Raw genomic sequence first — 3,518 nt, forward strand, 5'->3', positions numbered from 1 at the left:
GAAGATAACCCTACGTAATAAAAAAAGTATTACCATTTTTACGCAAAAAATAGCCGGGAGAAATTCCCGGCAAGCTGCTCTAGTTTAGAAAAGCAAATCAATTATCAGTTACTGAGGATGTATTTAGTATATCAAACAAAAATGAATAACTAATGAATATTCTCTTAGAAAGAATATACAAAACGAAACCCTTTATTTTGTGACAAAAGGTTTCGTCTTGTCCACTGTGTTCCCATTACTGGGATTTAGTGGTGACCGCTATGCTCATTTGACTGATTATTGCTATCGGCAGACGGCGGTACTTGCCGCTCATTTTGCTGAGTATTAGTTTGCTCAGCGAGCACAATCGTTGAAACCATTCCGGAGGTCGCTACAAATGCTCCCAGCATTAAAGCCACTACCAACTTAGATACCCTCTTATTCATACAATCCCATCCCCTTTTTGAAAATGATATATAGGGCTTATCGTAAGCACCCACCATTTACTTATATAAATATTACCATAAAAATGTGAATAAGTTATGAATTAGCTATGAATATTTTGTGGTTTTGCATCCTTTTATTCGAAGTTATAGCCCGATAAAGGCAGGCAACGTTCCACTTTTACCGATCTATGGGATAACTGGATAGTGTCGTATCGGACTGGGACAGAGCAAACTGTCAACCTGGTCTTGAATACAGTAAAAGCAGCAAAACAAAAAGAAAGGGTCACCGCAGAGCTGCAACTCCACAGTGACCAGGATTTCAATCAGTATTGCCTGATATATGTGTTGTACATTGGCACAGAATATCCCCGCATATACTGGCTATGCATTCTCATATGCCAGAACAACTCCAACCTGAGCCGGTAGTATCCATAACAGATATAGGGCCTGATGGTATAACACCATATCCGGTTTCGTACATACCATAGCTGGGAGTAATGGCGTCAAGTATAGCAGCTACAAGTAAAGCCCCCACCAAAAAGTAAGCCGCCTTTTGAAGCCAAGTATTAGTAAACGAATTAAACATACTAAGAATGGTAAAACCTCCCTTTATTTTATTATACCATTCCCCTATTTACTTTATCTATTATAGCTATAAAAAAACAGCGCCTGTAAGGACGCTGTCTTTATGGCTATATTTCTGCAGTTAAGCCAACTCTTGTTTTATACGTTCAAATTCTTCACGACTGATTTCGCCGCGAGCATAACGCTGTTTCAGTATTTCGAGCGCGGAGATAGATGCAACAGGCGTTGCCGAAACCAGGCAGGCAGATTTGCCTGAAACAGCTTCGATTAGCCACCGCACTAGAAAGTATAGCCCAGCCAAAAGCAATACCCAATAAAGCAGGCTAAACACGCTATGGGAGAATCCGCCAAACAGTGAACTGCCATAACCGTAGCCCTGCCCAGCGTAACCCATCATACCATTACCCATACATTACACCTCCTTAACAATTGTATGCCCCCGTCTTACCCCTCCACTCTTCCAAAAGTAACGGAAGCCTTATATATAGAGTATAGCAAATATTTATGAATATCCTATGAATTCTCAGAAACTGTTGCACTTCACCCTCGCAAAATGCACAAAGCTGAAATAACAATTTCCATAATATTGTTTCCGCGCTGAGTCGTTACCGATCAGTACTATAAGGTAGATATACAAAAAAAGTAGTTCCCGTTCCCTGGCCACTATCAACGATAACTTTACCACCGTGGAATTCCACCAATTGTTTCACAATCGCCAGTCCCAGACCGGTGCCACCGCTTTTCCGGTCCCGAGATTTTTCTCCCCGGTAAAAATGGTCAAAAATGTGGGGAATAACGTCAGGCGCAATGCCTGGGCCGTTATCACTGACAGCAATCTTTACCCATTGCTGTCCTTGATTTTTCTCTAACTCTGTTGTTACCAACACTTTGCCGCTATCCGGGGTATACCGGAGCGCGTTGACAAAGATATTGCTGAAGACTTGACTAATTCGGTCAGGATCGACGTTAATCTCTGGCATTTTTTCAATTAAATTGCACTCGACAGCCATTTTCTTTTCGTCTATCGTTGTTTTCATGAGTTGAATTGTCCGGCGTATCAGATGGTTGATGTTAGTTGGCTGCTTATCCAGGGAAAGCTGCCCCACTTCAGCCAAGGACAAGTCTTTGAGGTCGGTGATGAGGCGATTTAGACGCACCGTTTCCTCATGCAGTGACGCCACCTCTACTTTATTTAAATCAATCACATCATCTAACATGCCTTCCAGATGCCCTTTTATAATAGCAATAGGAGTGCGTAATTCGTGAGCAATATTGGCCAATAACTGCTGCCTTAACTTCATGTTGCTTTCGAGGGTTGTGGCCATCCGGTTAAAGATTCTGGCTAAATGTCCCACCTCATCTTTCGAGGAAACGGGTACCCGTTGCTCCAAATCCCCCTGCTCAATAGCCTCGGCAGCGATACTAAGTCTCCGTAATGGTACGGTGATACTGCGTGCTAAGGAATAGCTTGCCATTAGCCCTAGCACAATGAGTATAGCCCCGACCCAGTTTAGTGACCTATGGACAGAGGCTAAAAATGTCAATTCAGCTTGTCCATGGTGTATCATGCCGCCACGCCCCATAAGTACTAAATATTCCCGAAACAGCTGGTTCATTTGATAATCGGCAAGATAAATAAGCAGTACCACGGTAAAGGCCACAAACAAAAACATGAGGCCGGTTATCCGATAGACAATACTATTCATTCTTGGCCACCCCGGCTAATTTATAACCCATCCCATAGACAGTCTGAATATATACCGGTTCTTTTGGGTTGATCTCCAACTTGCGCCGCAAGTTCTTAATATGGGCATCAATAGTCCGTTCGTACCCTTCGAACGTGTAACCATGGACTTGTTCGGCGATTTGGAGGCGGCTATATACCTTTCCCGGGTTCGTAGCCAGCAGTTCTACTATCTTAAATTCGGTGGGTGTTAGCACTACCGCTTCACCGTCCCGGCTTACCTGATACGAATTCATATCAATCGTCAAACCGCCAGTTTTTATCGTCACTTTGCGCAAGACAGCCCTATTGGTACGCCGCAAAATTGCTTTGGCACGAGCCACCACCTCTTTGGAACTAAAGGGTTTAATGACATAGTCATCGGCGCCAATTTCCAGGCCGACCAGCCGGTCGCTTTCTTCATCGCGGGCGGTAAGCATAATAATCGGAATATCATTATCTTTGCGCAACCGCCGGCATACTTCCCAACCGTCAATACCAGGCATCATCAGGTCAAGCACCATAATGTCCGGCTTGTGTTCGCGCACAGCCATTAATGCATCAATGCCATCTGCCGCAGTATAGGCGATAAACCCGTCCTTCTCAAAATATATCTTTAACAACTTTACCAGTTTGGCATCATCATCCACAAGTAACACTGAATTTTGTACCATTTTATACCTCCTCATTCGCTCTATCTCCTTGTGGCCATATACTGTAACGTAAAATATGGTTTAGTAATTGCCCAAGTTTACCTTGATTAACACCAGTATACACTTTTAATA

The 3,518-nt window shown here is 43.3% G+C and carries 4 protein-coding genes; all 4 read right to left on the reverse strand.

What is annotated here, in order from left to right:
• Window positions 1-245: 245 nt before the first annotated feature.
• Complete coding sequence (locus tag VN379_RS13580) at window positions 246-425, reverse strand: hypothetical protein (protein WP_325534691.1); 180 nt, start codon at window positions 423-425, stop codon at window positions 246-248.
• A 706-nt stretch (window positions 426-1,131) separates the two neighbouring features.
• Entirely contained in the window at window positions 1,132-1,419 is a 288-nt protein-coding gene (locus VN379_RS13585) for an SHOCT domain-containing protein (RefSeq protein WP_325534693.1), read from the reverse strand.
• A gap of 196 nt (window positions 1,420-1,615) precedes the next feature.
• The gene (locus VN379_RS13590) at window positions 1,616-2,716 is read right to left on the reverse strand and encodes a sensor histidine kinase (protein ID WP_325534695.1); all 1,101 of its coding nucleotides are present in this window, start codon (window positions 2,714-2,716) and stop codon (window positions 1,616-1,618) included.
• Complete coding sequence (locus VN379_RS13595; RefSeq protein ID WP_325534697.1) at window positions 2,709-3,407, reverse strand: response regulator transcription factor; 699 nt, start codon at window positions 3,405-3,407, stop codon at window positions 2,709-2,711. Before VN379_RS13595 ends, VN379_RS13590 begins: the two co-directional genes overlap by 8 nt.
• Window positions 3,408-3,518: the final 111 nt, after the last annotated feature.

It is taken from the genome of Sporomusa sp. (genome assembly GCF_035561255.1).
In the GTDB taxonomy this organism is placed as follows: domain Bacteria; phylum Bacillota; class Negativicutes; order Sporomusales; family Sporomusaceae; genus Sporomusa.